Consider the following 19806-nt stretch of genomic DNA (forward strand, 5'->3'; position numbering starts at 1 on the left):
AGGAAATTTTTATACAAAAAGGAAAATATTAAAGTCATATTTCAATAACAATTTATGAGAAAAATTTACGTGCGATATGTTTTAATTATAGTTTTATTTACAATACTGTCAAATAAATTATGGGCGATTGATTATTTATGTATTGGAGAAAATTTAACAATTTCTGCTGGGAGTATAAAATGTACAAAAGATTATACCGATTTCTCATGGAATACTGATGGTGGTAGGAAGCTTGGAGGAGGTGGCATGAAAGATGATTACATTACTGTTGACTTTACTTCACCTGGTGATTATACTGTAAGTGTTTCAATTGTGTATAATACTCATGGTGGTTCTGCTGAATGTAACCCATCATCATATACCGAAACAAAGGAATTTGATATTAAAGTGTTAGCTACTCTACCTACTCCTTCTTTTGAATTTCAGCCTTATGAACAGCAGTCAAATTACTGTACTGGAGACGTATTAAAAACTCGAGTAAAGATTACCGATGGTGAAGTTCTTACTTATCGTATTGTATACAAAATAGGAGGGAATTATACTTATTCATCTTGGCAATCTATATCTATAAACCAATGGGTAAATATCAACAAAAATATTGGAGAGCTTAACGGTATCAATAGCATTTCAATTCCCTCAGAAATTGATATGACTGCTCAAGTGAGAAGCAGAGGCAAAACTTGCTCAATTAAAAGTTATGATATTGTAAAATCAGATTATTACCCCAATCCTCCGACTTTTAGTGTAAATGACTTTAGTGTCCCAATCTGCCCAGGTGGTAATGACGGCTTTATCAAATTAAATGTTGGCGGTTCCACTGATATTACTAAATTCATATTAACAAGGAGTAGCAGGTTAAGTGAAGGAGATTTTGATAATATTAATACCACGACTTTCAGTTTTTATGAAGGGAGTGATATTTGTCCCGATGGCTGTAGAGGGATTGAGTATTTCAATGAAGAAGTCACTTTAGAGGCAGATGGTACTTTGAAGATAGAGGACCTTGAAACAGGTATTTATGAGTTAGTTATTGAATCAAGCCAGGTGGATAATAATTACTCTCCATGTTATAGTAATTACTATTTTTACTTGCCCCCCGCTCCTGAAGTATTGATAGTAAGCGATTTATCACCATTAGAGGAGGAGTTGTCCTGTAGTAATAGTGCAAACGGGAGTTTGACATTTTCGGCAGTTCGTTCCAACGGAAGTGTGGCAGATAATTTAACCTACAGGTTATATAAAAAAGGCACTGATAATAATTATCCTGCTACTTCTTTACAAACCAAATCCAATGAGACAGAGAACAGCCAGATAAGCTTTGAGGACCTGGGCTCGGGGACCTACCGAGCGACAGCGCAATACGGCAATTGTACAGCAATTAACAGCCGGGAGGTCACCATCCGTGTCCCTGATGTTTTAGAAATTTCATCAGCTCCACCAGTAGCCCCCGACTGTTATGGAGGGAGCAATGGCAGTTTACCCGTATCGCCCATAGGAGGTAAATCAAGCGAGGACATTAGTGTAAAAGTAAGCGGGCCTGACTATGAAGTTACAAAGGTTTTCGACAGAAACGGCACAGGCGATGCCCTTAACTTTACAGGCTTAACAGGCGGTCTTACCTATACAATAAGCTTGTCAACTTCTACAGATTGTTCAGTATCAGAGACCAGGCTAATCCCCAATCCATCTGAAATAGCTTTAAGTAACCCAAGTCCGGTAGCCCCCAGCTGCCCTGGAGGTTCAGACGGCTACTATGTTTTCAGCCTGACAGGAGGTACAGGGACCCTGAGTGTAGGCGATGTTAAAGTGAATGGAACCACCACGACCAATGTAACAACAATTTCCCCCTATAGAGTAGGAGGTCTATCGGAAGGGGATGAGCTTGAAATCAACGTAACAGATGGCAATGGTTGTCCTAAAGTTTTTGAAGATATTATTATTCCCAATGTGACAAGCCCGGTCAATCTAACAGTTTCTTCAGTACTCCCCGGGGAGTGCTATACAGATGATGCCTCAGCAACAGTAACTATTACAGGGGGCACCGCCCCCTATGAGTTAGAAGTAGATGGCAGCCGCTACCCGGATGCCTTAACCACCTATAGTGCAACAGATATGCCTATCAGCGTATCAGGTCTTTCACCCCTTGACAGCCATAGCTTTAGCGTAACCGATAATACAGATAATGGGTCAGGCTCATCAAATAAATGTTCCGATACCGAGCCTATTGGCCCCATAGATGAATTATTTACAATAACGAGAGGTGCTTTACCCACCCCTAACGGAAATACTACTTACCAGGTGCAGTGTAAAAATGGTACCGCCAGGGTTGATTTTACTTTAACAGGGGCCAATGCCTCCCAGCAAATCAGAGTTTATGACGCTTCAGACAATGAGCTTCCCACATTGCATAAGTCAGTCACCAATAGCGGTTTTATCAATTTTCCAGCCGGCAGCTATAAAGTAAGGGCAATAGATGAACATTGTTCATCAGACAATACGCTTGCATTTACCATCAACGAAGTTCCCACCTCCTTTGCTTTAACCTCAGCTTCGGCCGATGAAATGTTCAGTGATGGCGGCCTTTCCTATCATACTACCTATGCAGGCTCGGCAGAAGGGGGTATTAGTATAGTAATGGAAGGAGGCCTGAAGCCCTATACAGTAAGGCTTGAAGCAGACGGTACACAAAAAGAGTTAAAAACCTTAGGTTCAAGTGATGCCACTTATACCTTTGAAGGATTGACAGCAAAAAATGGCAGTGGGGCCACGATTAATTATGTAGTAAAAGTGAGAGATGCTTTGGGCTGTCCCAAAACATCAGGTACTATTACGCTCAGAGAGCCGGAAGCACTTGAATTGACAGACAGCTATAACAGCTATGCAGGAGGCTACCAGATCAGCTGCTTTGGCAGCAGCGATTCGATTTTTTTCAGTACCACAGGAGGAATTTACCCCCATCAGGTAAAGTTGCTTAAAGGAGGCACCTTAATCTCGCAAATGACCCTTAGCAGTAGCTCACCGAGTGGTTTTTTTAAAGACGTAGCCATAGGTACCTATAAGCTGGAAGTAACAGATAAGTCAGACCGGAGCAGCAGCCTTCAGCACAGCATCTGGCAGGACGACATCCCCATGACATCCCCCTCAGAAGCAGTAGACTTCAGCTACAGCATGGACAACCCGCTCTGTTTTTATAGTACAGACGGGACCTTACTGGTCACCCCTAGAGGAGGAGTGCCTTTTGCCGGAGGTACCTATGATATCACCTATTATGACCTTGAGGATAATGAGTTAATGAGCTCCCGTTCCACAGAACTTTTACTGACAGATTCAGCCGGCCTGTACCATGTTCTCATTGCAGATGCCAATAATTGCATCAGGGATACCCGGGAGAGCAATAGCCCGCTGGAAATTGAGAACATCCCCCAGTTGGAGATAGCCTCAGGCTCTCCGTTGAAGTCAGCATGTGCCAATTCCCCGGATGCAGGCATCGCCTTTTCAGTGCAGGGCGGTAACCTTCCTTATACCATAGAATTGCTTGATGAGGAAGGCTCCCCGGTGCCGGAAGGAATCCTTAGCGCCATTGACACCACCTACATAGACCAGGATGCTGTTACAGGTGATATACTGGAAAATTTAAGCTACCAATTTGAAGGACTTACAGGAGGGAATACCTATACCCTCTCAGTCACCGATGCCAATTTTTCCACAGAGGATGCCAATGTATGTACCCTCACAAAAACCATTGAAATTGAGCGCACCGATTCCATCACCTATAGCCAGGCTATCACAGATGTGGTATGTTTTGGGGATAGTACAGGAAGTATCACTGTTCAGCCAAAATATGGAGAGGATGTGAACCCTGCCAACTTTTTGTTTGAGTGGTATGATTCCTCCGATGAATTAATAGCCACAGGAACAAATGTTTTGACAGACCTTCCTTCCGGCCTTTATAAATTTAAGATAGGCAATAAAGACGTGATCAACAGATGCCCTATTTTCCTTGGGCCCTTCACTGTAGTCGTTAAATCACCGGCAGCGCCCTTCCACCTGGAGTCGGTGAATGCCACTTCCTTTAGCTGTGCCGATGTTGCGCCAGTGAATATAAACGCAGCACTTTCCGGAGGCTGGCTGACCAGCTCGTACCATTATAGCTTCGATAATGTTAATTGGGAAAGTGTTTCAGCTAATGATGACATTGTACGCCTGCAGGAATTCCTTGATGTAGGCGTTCATACCCTTTACCTGAAAGATAAGTCAGGCTGCCTGCAAAGTGCAGACTTTGAGATAAACTATGAACAGCCGGCACTAATGGTGCTCGATCAGCAGGAAGTAAGCTGTTATAATGGAGCCAATGGCGAGTTGTTGGTTAGCAGTAACTATGGCAATATGGACTTTAGCCTCTGGAATGAAGAAGAAAGTTTTACCTTACAAAAGCAGGATACCGTTTTGTTCCAGGGGTTACAGGCAGGAAGTTATTTACTTGCAGGCTCTTTGGACAATTGTTTTTCCGATACCCTGTCGGTGGAGATCTTCGAGCCCCTGCAACTGTCAGCAGAAGTCAGTATTGACCAGATGGCCGGTTGCACCCATGCAGATGGTATGGCCTCCGCCACAGTATCAGGAGGGGTTCCCCCTTATGAGTTAAACTGGTATAATATAAATGAGCAGTCAGTCAGTGCAGATGCCCTTTCAGTCGGCAAGTACAGGCTAAAAGTAACCGATGCCAATGAGTGTGTTTTATATCAGCAGTTTGAGATAGAAGAGAACAGCCAGCTTGTACTGGAAAACATGAGCATTGAAGCGGCAAGCTGTGAGCAAAACAATGGAGCGATCAGTTTTGAAGTAGCAGGAGCCATTCCCCCTTATACAGTAGACTGGTCCAATGGGAGTACAGGACTGTCAGCCAATGGCCTTAGCCCGGGAGCTTATTATATTACAGTAACTGACGCCTTTAGTTGCCAGCTGACAGATACCCTTATAGTAGCGGAAATCCCTGTTTTAGAAGTATCGGTAGCCTCACAGGTAAATGCCTTTTGTGGCCTTTCCAATGGAAGTGTCAGTTTATCAGTAAGCGGAGGATCAGCGCCTTACAGTATAGAGTGGCCTGATACAGTTCACAACATCAGTGAACTGGAAGCAGTGGATTTATATGGCGGACTTCCTTACCAGGTAATCGTTTCCGATGCCACAGGTTGTAGTGTGGACTTTGGCTTTTCCATAGACAATCAAAACGGGCCGGCTATAAGCATTAACAGCATCCAACCCTTGTGCGGAAATACCAATGGGAGAATAGAAGCAAGTGTTTCAGGAGGATTGCCCCCCTACAGTTTTGAGTGGATTGGCCAGAACAACCAAAGCAATGTTCTGGAGCATATAGCGGCAGGCGATTATTCTTTAAAAGTAACCGATGCCAATGATTGCTCGGCCTACAAAACCATTGCCCTTAAAGACGATACCAGCAATTTACTGGCAGTAAGCTTTGATGAGCTGAATACCTCTTGCGGAGCCAGTAATGGAGCGATAGATTTAAGCATAACAGGAGGATCCTCTCCTTACCATGTGGAATGGAGCGATGGGCCGGTGAGTACAAGCCGGGAGGATTTATCCTCAGGTTTGTATGAGGTAACTGTAACAGATGCCCATAATTGTACCATAGAAAGAGCAATTGAAATCATAGATATTCCGGTTCCCGAACTTACTTTAGCAGGCAAAAGCAATGCCAGTTGCGGGCAATCCAACGGCAGCATTACCTTAAATGAGAGAGAAGACTTAGCCCTGAGCTACCATTGGTCTCATGATGCAGGACTCAGCGGACCGTCAGCAGAAAGCCTGGCTGCCGGTATATACACTGTTTACGCCCTTAACAGCACAGGATGCTCCACTGATACCCTCACATTTACCATTGAAAATGATGGGAGCGATCTTTCTGTTCAGCTGCAGCAAATTACCTCGGCCAGTTGCTTTAACAGCAGTGATGGCTCTGCAGAAGTAGTGGGAGTAAATGGCAGCGCCCCTTACAGTTACCAGTGGAATGATGCGCAAAATCAAACTACGGCAAAAGCCAGTGGTTTAAGGGCGGGCACCTATATTGTCTCGGTAAGGGATGCCGGTAATTGTGTGCAATTCCGGTCAGTGACCATCAATACCTTAAACCCTGTTTATATAGCAGGTTTTGACAAAGTATCACCTGCTTGTAGTGGGGCATCCGATGGGAGCTTAACAGTAAATGTAGCCGGAGGCGTGGGAAACTACACCTACCTGTGGTCCGATGGCAGCACAGGCAACAGCCTGGATAATATTCCTGCAGGCAGCTACAGCGTAGAGGTTTTTGATGGCAGCATGTGCATGGACGAGCAGTTTGTGGAGTTAATTGCCCCCGACACCCTCACTTATGATTATGAAGCATTTGCACCTGCACGTAGCGGGGAGAATAGCGGAAGTGCTTTAGTGGAGATAAATGGAGGCAGCCCACCCTATACATTGAGTTGGGAAGATGGCGTATCTGTAAAAGACAGGTTTGACCTGAGTTCCGGTACCCACCAGTTAAGCGTAACAGACAGCAAAAATTGTAGCAACACCTTTGAGATTATTGTTCCTGCAAAAGAGGAAATAAGCGCAGAAGCCCTCTTCACCCAACCGACTTGTTCAGGAGGTTCAGACGGTAAAATTGAGCTTGTCAATATCCATGGTGTAAGGAATCCACTGATCCAATGGTCCAACGGGCAGGTAGGAAGCACCTTGAGAAACGTAGCCGCTTCAGATTATACCTATAAGATCACGGATGCAGATAATTGTGCATATAAGCAGACTGTTACACTGGAAGAGAAAGCCCCTTTATCTATTGATAACCTTAAGCTGAGCCATGTGAGTTGTTATGGGTCCAGAACAGGAGCCATAGACTTTGATATAACAGGAGGCAATGGAGGCTATCAAAGCAGCTGGAGCGATGGTCCGCAGAGTAAAAGCCGGGAGAATTTAGCCGTAGGCACTTATCAGCTCACCATCAGGGATGCCAAAGGCTGCAGCTTTACCAAAAGCTTTGAAATAACAGGGCCTGCACAGCTGAGTTTAGAGAAAGAGATTGGAGCTGTAAGCTGCTTTGGCGGAAATGACGGCAGTGTTGCTTTAACAGCCAAAGGAGGGACCCCACCATACAGCTACCACTGGACTGATGGCTACCAGGGAGCTGAGAGAAGCAATCTTCCGGCAGCTACCTACTTTGTGAAAGTAGTTGATTCCAGCAGTTGTAGCGTTGACTTTTCCTTTACGATAAGCCAGCCCCTGCCTTTAAACCTGGCCGAAATAGAGAAAACCATGCCTGGCTGCTATGGAGCCTCCAACGGTAGCCTCACTGTTTTGCCTGAAGGAGGGACAGCACCTTATGAAGTGATCTGGAACAATGGCAGCTCAGGAGTGACAAGTGAAAACCTTGCAAGCGGGGACCATCAAGTGACAGTTACAGATGCCAAAGGCTGTCAGCTTATCCAAACCATAGGCCTGGATGAGCCCAATCCACTGGTTGCAGAAAAAGTGACAGCTACCCATCCGCTTTGTTACCAGGAGCCTTCAGGAAGCATAGAAGTATTGCCCGGGGGAGGAACTGCTCCGTATCAGGTTTTTTATAATGGGGCTTCCACAGCCCGGTCCGTGTTAACGGATGCCATGGCAGGAACGCACACTTATATTATTGAAGATGCCAATGGCTGCCGGGTGGAAGGGGAAGTGAGTTTGGAAGATCCGGCACCGGTGCGGTTAAGCAACCTTCCTGAAACAGTTTACCTCTGTGAAGGGGGCAGTGTGATATTGGATGCCGGTAATTGGTCTACTTATCAGTGGACAGCAGACAATGGGTTTAAGAGTAGCCAAAGAGAAGTCAGCATAACGGCCACAGGTCATTACCAGCTGAGAGTGAGTACAGCTAATGGTTGTACAGACCAGGCCGTCATAGAAGTGTTAAAAGGAGATGATGTGATGGAGTCAGACTTTTTGCTGACCACCGAAGCAATAGTAGGAGATACGGTGGTGTTTGTGGATGTAAGCTGGCCTATGCCTGATTCAGTGTCCTGGAATACCATGGATGATAAAGATGTGTATGTAGTATCGCAGCAGGGGGCCTACCAGGAGATTATCTTTACCAGGACGGGAAGTTTTGAGATGGGCATGTACGCTTACCTTGGTCTGTGCCAGGATTACATCCGAAAGGAAATAAAAGTAGTATCAAAAGAAGAAGCTGCCAGGCAAAAGGAAGAAGCCCTGGCCAAAGGTTATGATAAACTACACCTGAGTGCGCAGATTTACCCGAACCCCAATGATGGCAGGTTCAGGATAGAGATCCTTGGAGAGCAACCCTATGAGGTGAAGCTAAGGCTTGTCTCCCTGGACAAACCCCAGAGCCTGTATAACTTTTCCGGGAAGAAGAGCAAACACTATGTGTTTGAAGTAAGGGATGAAAAGCTGTCACCGGGAATATACATGGTGGTCATAGAAGCAGATGGTCAATTAATGAATAAAAGATTTATTGTAAGGTAATAGCCAGAGGTACGCCTCTGGCCATTATCATTAAAAAGAAAAGTAATACCTCAAGGAGTTAAATAGCTACTTTTTCTTCTTAACACTATCGCTTTCATCGGTATTTTGTTTTTTGGCTTTTTCGCTTCTGCCCATGCCTTCCTGTTCGGTTTTTTCTACTTTATTGGGCATGGTTTTTTCATTGGGGTCTTTTTCAATATACTCTTCATCTCCCTCATGCCTCTTGTTTTGTTTTCTCCTGAGTTCTTCCTCCTCTTCCCGCTCTTTCTTCTTCGAGTCTTTTTCATTGAGATTAGCGGACATTCCATTCCTATATATATTAGTTGGGTGCGTAGTTAAAATTGACTTCTTCATGATTTTTTTGGTTTAGCTTTTAAATTTTAAGTGTTAATAATTTCGCCTCCATTGGGATGCAGAAACTGCCCTGAAAAGTAACTTGAATCTTCCGAGGCAAGAAAAACATAACTTGGAGCTACTTCAGAAGGCTCACCGGGTCTTCCCATAGGTGTATTCAAGCCAAACTTATCTACCTTCTCTTTCGAAAAAGAAGAAGGAATTAACGGTGTCCAGATAGGGCCGGGAGCCACACCATTTACCCGAATTCCTTTTGGGGTAAGGTTGGCAGAAAGCGACCTGGTAAAAGCCACAATAGCTCCTTTAGTAGACGCATAATCAATCAAATGATGACTGCCCCTGAAAGCCGTAACCGAAGTACTGTTAATAATGGAGGCTCCTTTTTTTAAATGAGGAAGGGCAGCTTTAATGATAAAAAATTGGGAAAAAACGTTTGTCTCAAAAGTTTTCCGAAGTTGTTCTTCTGTTATATCTTCAAAATTGTCCTGTGGGTATTGTTGGGCAGCATTGTTGACTACGATGTCCAACTTACCAAACTCCTTCATTGTTTCATTAATTATTTTCTGGCAGTGTTTCATTTTACTGATGTCACCTTTAATGATTTTGGCATGCTTCCCTGCTTCCTCTACCATCTTTTTGGTTTCTTTGGCATCTTTGTCTTCCTCAAGGTAAGAAATCACCACATCAGCACCTTCCCGTGCAAAGGCAACTGCAACAGCTCTGCCAATACCACTGTCGCCACCTGTGATGATAGCCACTTTGTCTTTTAACTTTCCACTGCCTTTATAGCCGGGAGTTTCTTTTTTGGCTTTTGGTTCCGGAGACATTTTGTGCTCTTTTCCGGGTTGCTTTTCCTGCTTTTGAGCCGGTTTTTTCTTCTTTTCTGTCATGTTGATAGCTTTTGTAAGTCCATTATTGAAAGCTCCTGTCAATGGTATTCCCATAGCGGGAACACTTTCAGATCCTAATCTTTCAGGAGACTAATTTATCGGCTATTAGCTAGCAAATCCTTACATGTTTTTGAATAGGTATTATATTATTAGGAGATTTTGGAAGGATTTATAGGAGAATACTATTGTATGATTAACAACCCTATTGTACTTAAGTTTAAGTAAATTCAGAACCCCTGATCTGACCTTTAGTATTTGACAAAAAGCGCACTTTGCTCGCAAACTTGAATTGCCTCAAAAAACTTTAATAGCATGGGACGGAACTATAATGCTATTAAGTTAAGGCAATCTTCCTTCTCTCTTCGGGGAAGGATACAAGGAAGGGGGTTTAATTAAAGCTTAACTTGATAGCATTGAGGGGTGTAGAATAATACTGCGACAAAATATTTACTTAGGGTGAGATCTGAGACTATCTGCGGTCAGGTGGATTGGAAAGGATGATAAAAGAGATTTTGGCTCCTTCTCCGAGAGTGCCCTTAGCTTCTATGGTTCCTCCATGATTCTCTACTATGCTCTTGCAGATGGCCAGGCCTATTCCTGTTCCGGAATATTCCAACTTACCATGTAGCCGTTTGAAAATCAGAAATATGTTTTCTGCATCTGACTGGTTAAAGCCAATTCCATTATCTTCAACGGAAATTTTAATGAGTTCCTGTTCCTGTTTTGGGGAAAATTTTTCTAATTCCTTTGTGTTGGGTTGCTCATTTTTGATACTAATCACAGGCGCAATATCTGCTTTGGAATACTTGAGCGAATTATTGAGCAGGTTAACAAATAGTTGCTGTATTTGAAATGGAATCACCTTCCCAAAAGGCAAAGGATCTATATTGATGACTGCTTTTTTTTCTTCTATGTCAAAGGAAATTTCATGTAAGGCATCTTGTAAAATGCCCTGTAAGGAAGTATATTCAAATTCTTCTTCCGATTTGGATATCCTGGAAAAGGCTAAAAGATCTACAATCAACATTTGCATCCTGTTGGCAGTAAGCTGTATTTTACTGATATAATCACCTACTTTTGGGGAGAGGCGCATCTCTTCCATTTGCTCCAGCCGGGAGATAAAAATCTGAATTTTCCTAAGAGGTTCCTGTAGATCATGACTGGCAATCTGGCTGAAAGAAGCTAGTTCCGAGTTGCTCCTCATAAGCTCCTGGTTTTGCTCCTCTAAACTTAAAGTTATGAGTGTTTCGGTAGTTACATCCTTGATAGCTACCATGATGATGGTATTATCCGTTTCTTCTAAAAGTTGGTTTTTCAGGCTAATGTATTTAATCGCATTTTCTTTTGTTATTATTCTGATTCTACTGGCACCTATTTCCTTATGTGTATTGTGTGTACCTATTTTAGTAACTCCTTTCAAGTGTCTTATATCATCCGGATGTACCAACTCAAAGATTTTTTTGACGGTGGGAGTAAAGCTGCCAGGTTCAAATCCCAATATGCGGTATAGGTTATCTGAAAAATTAATTTTTTTTGAAACCAGATTAATGTCACAAACTCCCATGTCGGCAAGGCTTTCAGAATAATGAAAGAAGTCCTCCTTATTGATTACATTTGCATCTAAATCAAGCGCCTGCTCTTTCCTAGCTGCAAATGTATTGAATTTTTCATTGCCCAAAATAGTCACTTTGCTTTCTTCACTTTGCTGTTTCATTATGTGAGGAATTTAAAGGTTTTTGATTCACTAAGGTAGGGGATTGCTTAGCGAAAGAGTTAGTTATTTTTATATTTAAGAATTATCTGGTGAAATTCTCAAAAATCACTCCAATTTAGTTTGGTTGTTTATCTTATTGCAAGCTAATAACTTGCAAATGTAATTAAAAATATAAAAGGCATAATATAAATCGTTTTAGTGATTTTTTGATAAGTGGGCAATAGAAATGTTCTTTTACATTTAAATGTGGATTTACAGAAACTTTCATCCCACAGTGGCAAGTGTTGCCTGAAAATCTTTCCTTGATGCTTTCATGATATCCATTAAATGAAAAAAGACAAATTGTTTTGGCATAGATATTGGAAATATTTTTTGCTATAACAATTTTTTTAAACCTTAAATTTTTTAGAACCATGAGAAATCAAAATAATGATCTGATTTTATCTACCTCAACTTTGGAAGGTAGCAAAGTAAAAAACTTATCTGATGAAACTATAGGCGATATCAAAGATATTATGTTAGATGCCGAAACCGGAGAAGTTGCATATGCTGTTTTATCTGTAAATACAGGATTTCTCAACCTTGAGAGCAAGTATTTTGCAATTCCATGGCAAGTATTTTCTTTTAATACTGTTGATGAAGTACTTGTTTTGGATATTGATAAAGAAAGACTGAAAAACTCTCCGGGTTTTGATAAAGATAATTGGCCCACAGGACCTCAAACTGAGTTCATCAATGAAATCAATACCTATTATGGTGTAGAAACTAACCGGATGGGCAGGGCAGAGCCTGAACACAGAACCCCAAGGTAACACCTTTCATTTTTAATTGGTAATTCCCTGAAAAATCTTCGGGGAATTACTTTCTAATTTTTTAAAGCGGCATACAGCAATGTGTTGTCTGCATTGAGTTTTCTTCCCCCAATCTGGTGTTAAATACTTTGCACACTTTTGTGGCACAGTGTGTATTTTATGTTACACTTTGTGTAAAATATTGGCAAAGGTGCATATTGATATTCCCGGGCTTTTTAATGTTTTTAATATTCTATAGCTTACTCAATTCTCCTATTTCTCTTTTCGATTTATATTACACTACTCTTACTTTTGTGTTGCAAAAGATTTTCACAAGCTAGTAATAGTTGATGACAATATTCTGCTTTTACCTCTTCAGGATTTTCTTTCTCGCTATGGATTTTTTTACTAAAGATCACTTCACCATTCAAAACGATAGCTCCATAAGCAAACAATTCAACAAGATCTCGATCAGGTAAAGGGGAAGCATATCCTGTTAAACTCAAGCCTATTTCGCAATTAAACAGTTGGCAAACTCCTAAAGCCATTTTTTCTGCCACACGTTGTGTTACTCCCTTGTAAGGGTTGCATTCTTCAAATGGAACTTGTAGATGTTGCAGTTTTTGATCACAATTATAGGTTGTTATTCCCCCTTCAAAAAACATCATAGCACCTTTTCCGGAACCAACCAAATTTTGCAACAAACCTGAAGAAACACTTTCAGCTACTGCAATTGTAGCTTCTCTGCTCAAACAAAATTGTTTAATGGTTTCCAGTGCATGTTGGATTTCTTCCTTAGGTAATTTGCTTTTCATATTGTTTTGGATTTTATTTTGATCATTATTTAAAAAATAGAGTCGAAAATCATTCCGTTTTATCCAGATGTCGTTTTAGATAATTATTAATGATTTGAATTCAACCTTCAAAAGTATTTGCAGGCTATGGTTTTTAATAAAATTTGTTTGTATAAAATAAGGCGACCTCCGAAGAAAAAAGGAGGAATACATCATTCATTTAAAAGTATTTAACGATTTGCTTTAGTAAATTGGTTGCATTAAATCATTTCTATTTTGTATGACATTTAGTAACTTTTTACTCACCATATTTTCCGGACTTGCCGGCACATTAATAATGACGGCTATTATGTACCTCTATGCCCGGGTATCAAAAAAGGATACCAGAGTAGTTCACGTTTTAGGGACAATGCTTACTGGTAGTTCCAGCCAAGTGTCTCTTGAGAGTAAAAAAGTACTTCTCACTGGCAGTATGGCCCATCTTGGAATAGGTATGTTATTCTCTTTAATGTATTTTCTATTATGGAATTGGGGAGTTTTCGATATTACTGTCACTGATTCTGTCATTATAGGTGCACTGAGTGGGGGTATTTCAATTATTGTTTGGAGGTCATATTTTGTGTTGCACAGGAATCCTCCGGTTCTTTCTCTCTTTCATTATTTTATTGCCCTGTTTATTTCTCACATTGTTTTTGGTGTGGTCACTGTTAATATGTTTAGATTGATTTCAGATGATCCTCAGTTTTGGTATAGAATGAAGCAAGATCTATCCGCTAGTTTATAAATATATAGCTTATAGGGTCAGGTGATGATTTCACCCTTTCAGGGCTCTTGTTATACGCATTTTTATAACGCGTTGCCCGTTCGCTATTGATTTGGTCCTTTCAGGACTGAGGGTTTGACCATTACCATTAAGTTGAAATTTTAGTAACCTACTTTAAGAGAGGTCAAAGTTTTTTACCTTATAATTTACTTCTATGATGTTTACAGATGAAATTCGAAATTCTTCACTTCGTTTAATTAGGTATTTGTTAGTTGAGTAAACAACAGCCCTGAAGGGGCTACATCATCAGCGGAGTGTGTAGCAATTTGTAATTATTATGGAATGAAATTTAGCCTTTCAGGACTGAGGGTTCATGACTATTACTTTAAGGTCAAAATTTTTGTCAATCTATCTTATACTTATAGGAGGGGTCAAAATTTTTTAACTTATAATTTACTTCTATGATGTTTACAGATGAAATTCGAAATTCTTCACTTCGTTTAATTAGGTATTTGTTAGTTGAGTTATAGGGTCAAGTGATGATTTCACCCTTTCAGGGCTCTTGTTATACGCATTTTTATAACGCGTTGCCCGTTCGCTACTGATTTGGTCCTTTCAGGACTGAAGCGTCTCGATCAGAAACTATGTCTATATTAATGAACAGAGTAAATAAAAGCCCTGAAGGGGCTACATCACCAGCGGAGTGTGAAGCACTCCGTAATAATTATAGTGGAATTAGCCCTGAAAGGGTGTAATCAATATTTTGACCATCTAATCCCAAACATAATGCTCATCATATTCAATCTTATATTTCTTTAGAAAAGCCCTATATTCATCCTGAAAGGATCTTTTGCCGTGATGAATCTTCTGATTGGAGATGTATTCAATTACTAAATCGATCTCTGTCGGGTTCACAGAGAAAGCGCCATAACCATCTTGCCAGTAGAACTTTTTATACTCATCTCCCTTTGTCTTCATCCATTTAGAGGAATGGGTTTTAACTTCCTCTAACAATTTCATTAATGCTATTTTTTTGGAGAGCATACATAGGATATGTACATGGTCTTTATAACCCCCAACTTTAATGGGCCAACATTCGAGATTTTTACAGATACCCCCTAAATAACTGAAAAGTTCATGCTCTATCTTATCGGAAATTAAAGGTTGTCTATGTTTCGTACTAAATATTAAATGGATGTAATTTTTCGTAAGTGATTGCCCCATAGATTTATATGATATTTTTGTAGACATTAATCTAATAGGTTTTAAATGTTTAAACAAATTGCTATTATAATAGATTTAATTGATTTCACCCTTTCAGGGCTCTTGTTGTACGCTCTTTTATAACGAAGGGAGTTGCCCGTTCGCTATTGATTTGGTCCTTTCAGGACTTAAACCTCTCGGTCAGAAGTGGTTTAATGCTACTATCTTTTAGGGATAGAAGGTTTTACTTTGTCTCAGTTGATAAACTGTGTTAGCAACAGCCCTGAAAGAGCCTTCTCATCAGCGGAGTGTGTAGCACTCCGTAATAATTATAGTGGAATTAGCCCTGAAAGGGTGCGATCTTTAGATTTATTAAAAAACGTATGATAAAATCTGCTGGAATTAAATTTTGTAACCTTATGCTAAATTGATGTAACAAAGCCGATAGCAATAGTATGTAGCTTTGAGTTCAAACTTTTAATTGAATCTGTATATTAAAAGTTGAAAGCGCATGTATCAATAAATTCTATACAAATTGAGCTGATGAGATATATCTGGTTATCTGCAATAGTTTATCAGCCAAGCTCCGGATTACAATTGTTGTCTAAAAAGTAATTGAATGATTTTATGAAAAAAATACTCATTGTCGATTATCAGTTGTCTTCATGCGAATTATTAAGGAAATTCCTTACGAAAAAAAACTTTGAAGTAGAGACCACAACACATGGCGAGAAAGCCCTATTGCTAATCCAGAAGATAGCCTTTGATGTGGTCATCTGCGACTATCGTTTGCCAGACTTTGACGGGACTGAATTCTTTAACAAAGCCTCTGTCATTCAACCTCAATCAGCCTATATTTTTATCAGTAATGAAGTAAATTTAAGAAATGCTGTTTCCTTGGTTCGAAGAGGGGCATACAGTTATTTGGCAAAACCTCTCAACCCTGATGAGTTGCTTGAAGTAATCAGAGAGGCGATTTCCATTAAAAATAGTATCTCTGAAAACAATGATAAAAGTTCGGAGGTTGGAGCTAACGAAATGAAGTTTGTGGTGGGGAAAAGCGAGCTCTCCCGGGAGATGATTAAACAAGTAAAAAGGGTAGGACCCACCAACTATTCAGTAATTATAGAGGGAGAAACAGGAACTGGAAAAGAATCTCTGGCCAGGATGATTCATAATGAAAGTCCCCGTAGAAACATGCCTTTCATAGCCATAGATTGTGGGAGTATCTCAAAGGAAATATCAGGTAGTGAATTATTCGGGCATGAGAAGGGATCATTTACAGGAGCCATCTCACAAAAAACAGGCTTCTTTGAACTGGCAGAAGGTGGGACGATCTTTTTGGATGAAATAGCTAATCTTTCATTGGAAACACAAATGGCTCTTTTAAGAGCATTACAAGAGAAAGTGATTAGGAAAATTGGAGGAATTAAGGAGATTCCGGTTGATGTCAGAATTATTGCTGCTACAAATGAAGATTTAAGATCTAAATCGGAAACCAGTGGTTTCAGAGATGACTTATTTTTCCGTTTAAGTGAATTTGTTTTAAAAGTACCGGCTCTGAGAGATAGAAAAGTAGACTTGCCTCTTTTCATTGATTTCTTCCTGGAATGTACAGCCCGGGAACTTGGCAGACCAAAACCGGAATTGTCGCAAGAGGTAATTGATCATTTCCAAACTTATACATGGCCTGGTAATATCAGAGAACTGAAGAACGTGATCAGGAGGGCAAGCCTTTTTGTATCAAAGGACAATTATATATACCTGAATGCTTTACCGTCTTCAATACTTGCGAATGAGCATGCTCATTTTCAGGAATTGAGCCTTAGCAATGAGCGAAAAGAAACCCAACTAAATGGGAATTTTGATGAATATACCGATTTGAAATCAACAGCCATCCATGCGGAATCCAAAAAAATTATAGAGGTTTTAAATAAGGTCCACTTTAATAAAACCAAAGCCGCTGAAATATTAAATATCCACAGAAAGACATTGTACACCAAGCTAAAGATGATGAACATACAATACTAAAAGCTATTTCATTTATTGTATGGGGTGGTATGGGGACTGCCGATAAGATTCAAGCTATTGAGCCATATAGTAAGAGGTGCTTTTTAAATAAGTCCTATGGAAGTATTAAAATTACCCGAATTTTTCGATGACTACAGCTTATGGTTGTTGATTATAGGTGTTTGTATATTTATTGCCTCTTTTCTGCCCCGGATTTTATCTTCTGCACCACTCGGTATGCCCTCCCTGATTTTTATTATAGGTTATCTTATCATCAAGTTACCTTTAGGGTTGGAACCCCCTGATATAAAGGAAGAAGGTACTATTGTAGAGCACATTACTGAACTGGCAGTAATTATTACCCTCATGGCTGCAGGTTTGAAAATTGACCGTCCTTTTAGCTTTAAAGGATGGAAAGTCACTTGGTACCTGCTTACTATCACAATGATACTTACAGTAGCTTTAACTTTTTTGGCGGGATGGGTAATTGCGGCTTTTGTGCCGGCAACTGCTATGCTTTTAGGGGCTGTAATTGCTCCAACAGATTCATTAATGGCTTCTGATGTGGAAGTTGGAGCCCCCAAAAAAGGAAGCAAAGATGAAGAAAATGGCCAGGAGGAGATGGAGGATCTGGAAGATATAGACGATATTGAAGAAGATGAAGTTCGTTTTGCAGTTACAACTGAAGCAGGTTTTAATGATGGGCTAGCCTTTCCTTTTACCAATCTGGCGCTGGTGATGGTACTTTTTGGTGCCCATCCTGAAAACTGGTGGGAGACCTGGTTGGTAGTTGATGTACTATATAAGTTGATAATAGGTGCGCTAATGGGGTTGCTGTTGGGTTATGCATGCGCAAAAGCATTGTTCAGCATAGAAGTTAAAAGTGAATTGTCAAAATCTATTATGGGTCTAACTTCCGTGGGCATTACTTTAATAATTTATGGAATAACTGAGCATATTGGAGCATACGGGTTTTTAGCCGTTTTTATTGCAGCAGTTACTATCAGGCAACTGGAACCAACTCATGTTTATCATACTTATCTATATCTCTTTATAGAAAAAATACAGAGGATTTTCATGGTACTTATATTAATAGGTTTAGGGGCAGCAGTTGCAAATGGCCTTTTGGCTCCTTTGAATGTAAGTTTAATATTACTGGCTGTTATTATCATAGCGATAATTCGTCCTGTTGCGGGAATATTAGGCTTGCTTAATATAAATGAAATTCCCTGGAGGGATAAATGGGGGATAACCTTCCTGATAGGAATAAGAGGATTTGGAGCTATTTATTATTTATCATATGCTTTAAATCGGGCGCCTTTTCCTCAAGCTGATGAACTATACGCTGTGGTTGCATTAGTTATCATTATCTCCTTGTTCTTTCATGGAGCTTTATCCAGCCCAATTATTGACAAGCTTGATAAATTGAGGAAGTATGGGAAAGGTAATGCATAAGCGTTTAGGGCAGACCTTTAAAAAGTATTAATACTTCAATTATTTTCATAATTAACCTTTTTTAAATCTGATTTTAAAAAACCGGTTCCTGCTTATGATCAGGAACCGATTTATAGAATATACCCTTAATGTTTACGGATTGTTAGTATTTCTTCTATCTGTTGTAGTTCCTGTTTCTTCCAGGGTAATCTCATAATAGGTATTTCCATTACGAGTGTACGATCTGCTGCTATGAAGCTTCATGTTTTGAAAAGCCTCATCGTTTTCAAGCTTTTCACGTACTTCCCTTGGAAGGTCATTTATTGATCCCTCCGTTTGATTCGGGTTGTCACCGTAGTCATCAGGTATATTCTCGTCTGCAACCCTTCGATCAGTTTCGGCTCCCGTGTTATCTCTGCCACGGTCAGCTCCAAAACGGTTTCTGTCATACTCCGGATCATCAGCGTTTTCATCATAAACACCAGTTGTATCTGTTTGATCGGTAGCATTGTCATTCCTGGTTCCTCTGGTATTATTATCACATGCTACCGAAATAAGAAATCCGGTTGCACAGAAGATCATCATAAGTTTTTTCATAGTCTTAGTTTTAAATTAAAAATGATTAATAGTTTATTTTGATATGATATATTCAAAATACATGCCTGTATATTTCTTCATTGGGACTTGCTGAAAAAGTCTCAGGTGCATTAATTACAAGCGGGTGAAGTGAACCCTATAATACTTCAATGTCATTATTCAAATTGAGTCCGTGAAGTAAATCATATGTTTACCTACAGCACTTGCTTCCGGCAATTAAAACCTGAGTTTAGCCCCAAAACACCTTTAAATCATATTTCAAGTGCAGGAAATTAAAACCACTATCCTTAAAAAATCCCACTCTTTTCCCTTTTAATATTACAGTGTAAATCTGATTCTCAATATAGTGAGTCTTCTTTAGAGCGTCCTAATTTGAAGAATTGGACAGACTGCTCAGAAAACATGAAGATAGATAAGTAGAGTAACTCAGGAATAATTTCGAAATGATAGGCCATATTTTTTGAAGAGAACAGATAAAGCAGGTAACATTTTCACTCCAAAGTGTGGCTAAAATGCACCATAATGTCACGCTCATTTTATTGCATACATGTCCCAATGTGCCATTCTATGGCATTCTTTCAAGTGGAATATATATTGCCTTTATAATTGAATGTTTAAATGAGGAAAGTCAGCAGGATTTTATGAGGTTGTTTATTACAGGCTCATGGAATTTCGTTCAATCATTAATTGGCAGGTGGTTTATTTAGTACATAACTCTTTATAATTT

Annotated in this window: 12 protein-coding genes; 6 read left to right on the forward strand and 6 right to left on the reverse strand. The window is 40.1% G+C overall.

Annotated features, from left to right (window positions below; all coding sequences use genetic code 11):
* Positions 1–54: 54 nt before the first annotated feature.
* Entirely contained in the window at positions 55–8529 is an 8475-nt protein-coding gene (locus tag JKA74_RS03385) for a T9SS type A sorting domain-containing protein (protein ID WP_201429746.1), read from the forward strand.
* Between the two features lie 66 nt (positions 8530–8595).
* On the opposite strand, the gene JKA74_RS03390 is transcribed toward JKA74_RS03385, so the two are convergent.
* The 3 genes from JKA74_RS03390 to JKA74_RS03400 form a co-directional block, all read right to left on the reverse strand.
* Positions 8596–8883, reverse strand: coding sequence for a hypothetical protein (locus JKA74_RS03390; RefSeq protein ID WP_201429747.1), 288 nt, complete (start codon positions 8881–8883; stop codon positions 8596–8598).
* A gap of 26 nt (positions 8884–8909) precedes the next feature.
* Positions 8910–9773: an SDR family oxidoreductase gene (locus tag JKA74_RS03395; protein WP_201430172.1), complete on the reverse strand. Its 864-nt coding sequence runs from the start codon at positions 9771–9773 to the stop codon at positions 8910–8912.
* Between the two features lie 469 nt (positions 9774–10242).
* Positions 10243–11487, reverse strand: coding sequence for a sensor histidine kinase (locus JKA74_RS03400; protein WP_201429748.1), 1245 nt, complete (start codon positions 11485–11487; stop codon positions 10243–10245).
* A 413-nt stretch (positions 11488–11900) separates the two neighbouring features.
* On the opposite strand from JKA74_RS03400, the gene JKA74_RS03405 reads away from it, so the two are divergent.
* Positions 11901–12299: a PRC-barrel domain-containing protein gene (locus JKA74_RS03405; RefSeq protein ID WP_201429749.1), complete on the forward strand. Its 399-nt coding sequence runs from the start codon at positions 11901–11903 to the stop codon at positions 12297–12299.
* 269 nt (positions 12300–12568) lie between these two features.
* On the opposite strand, the gene JKA74_RS03410 is transcribed toward JKA74_RS03405, so the two are convergent.
* Positions 12569–13093, reverse strand: coding sequence for a CinA family protein (locus tag JKA74_RS03410; protein ID WP_201429750.1), 525 nt, complete (start codon positions 13091–13093; stop codon positions 12569–12571).
* A 259-nt stretch (positions 13094–13352) separates the two neighbouring features.
* On the opposite strand from JKA74_RS03410, the gene JKA74_RS03415 reads away from it, so the two are divergent.
* The gene (locus JKA74_RS03415) at positions 13353–13856 is read left to right on the forward strand and encodes a hypothetical protein (protein ID WP_201429751.1); all 504 of its coding nucleotides are present in this window, start codon (positions 13353–13355) and stop codon (positions 13854–13856) included.
* 750 nt (positions 13857–14606) lie between these two features.
* On the opposite strand, the gene tnpA is transcribed toward JKA74_RS03415, so the two are convergent.
* Positions 14607–15059: an IS200/IS605 family transposase gene (gene tnpA / locus JKA74_RS03420; protein ID WP_201430173.1), complete on the reverse strand. Its 453-nt coding sequence runs from the start codon at positions 15057–15059 to the stop codon at positions 14607–14609.
* Positions 15060–15665: 606 nt separating this feature from the next.
* Between tnpA and JKA74_RS03425 the strand changes: the two genes are divergently transcribed.
* Together JKA74_RS03425 and JKA74_RS03430 are read left to right on the forward strand one after the other, a co-directional pair.
* Positions 15666–17069 (forward strand): sigma-54-dependent transcriptional regulator, encoded by a 1404-nt coding sequence (locus JKA74_RS03425; protein WP_201429752.1) that lies wholly within the window; start codon positions 15666–15668, stop codon positions 17067–17069.
* A 96-nt stretch (positions 17070–17165) separates the two neighbouring features.
* The gene (locus JKA74_RS03430) at positions 17166–18503 is read left to right on the forward strand and encodes a cation:proton antiporter (protein ID WP_201429753.1); all 1338 of its coding nucleotides are present in this window, start codon (positions 17166–17168) and stop codon (positions 18501–18503) included.
* 132 nt (positions 18504–18635) lie between these two features.
* Here JKA74_RS03430 and JKA74_RS03435 read toward each other — a convergent pair whose 3' ends face one another.
* Positions 18636–19079, reverse strand: coding sequence for a hypothetical protein (locus JKA74_RS03435; RefSeq protein ID WP_201429754.1), 444 nt, complete (start codon positions 19077–19079; stop codon positions 18636–18638).
* A 512-nt stretch (positions 19080–19591) separates the two neighbouring features.
* Between JKA74_RS03435 and JKA74_RS03440 the strand changes: the two genes are divergently transcribed.
* Positions 19592–19786 carry a hypothetical protein gene (locus JKA74_RS03440; protein ID WP_201429755.1) on the forward strand — a complete coding sequence of 65 codons (195 nt, stop codon included), beginning with the start codon at positions 19592–19594 and terminating at the stop codon, positions 19784–19786.
* The last annotated feature ends 20 nt before the right edge of the window (positions 19787–19806 follow it).

This window comes from Marivirga aurantiaca (assembly GCF_016679925.1).
Lineage (GTDB): Bacteria > Bacteroidota > Bacteroidia > Cytophagales > Cyclobacteriaceae > Marivirga > Marivirga aurantiaca.